This is a genomic window from Streptomyces tardus, from assembly GCF_018101125.2.
Lineage (GTDB): Bacteria > Actinomycetota > Actinomycetes > Streptomycetales > Streptomycetaceae > Streptomyces > Streptomyces tardus.
Genome location: NZ_JAELVF020000009.1, coordinates 1 through 418 on the forward strand (window position 1 = coordinate 1; position 418 = coordinate 418).

A 418-nucleotide genomic window follows, 5' to 3' on the forward strand; every position below is an offset into this window, starting at 1 on the left:
GGCGGTGAGGGGGCGGCCGAAGGCGTCGCGGGTGAAGTGGGTGGTCGCGCCGAGCGGGTCGGTGAGTTGAGACGGAAGGCCGGCGGCGTCGTTGAGGGATCGCTGTACCGCGCCGGTGGGGTCGGTGACGGAGTTGACGGCTCCGGTGGGGTCGTGGGTGAGGTGGGTGACGGCGCCGTCGGGTCCGGTGACGGTGGTGAGGTTGCCGCGGTCGTCGTAGCCGAGGTGGGTGGTGGTGCCGTCGGGGGTGGTGGAGGCGGTGGCGAGGTGCAGGTCGTTGTAGGTGGAGCGGGAGGTCGAGCCGTCGGGGTGGAGGACGGCTATGAGGTTGTCGTGTTCGTCCCACTCCAGGGTGGTGGTGTGGCCGAGGGCGTTGGTGCGGGACAGAAGGCGGTCGTCGCGGGTCCAGGTGGAGTGG

General features: G+C 71.3%; 1 pseudogene. It reads right to left on the bottom strand.

Annotated features, from left to right (window positions below):
- Positions 1-418, bottom strand: a pseudogene (locus JGS22_RS25755) (RHS repeat protein); the annotation flags it as partial.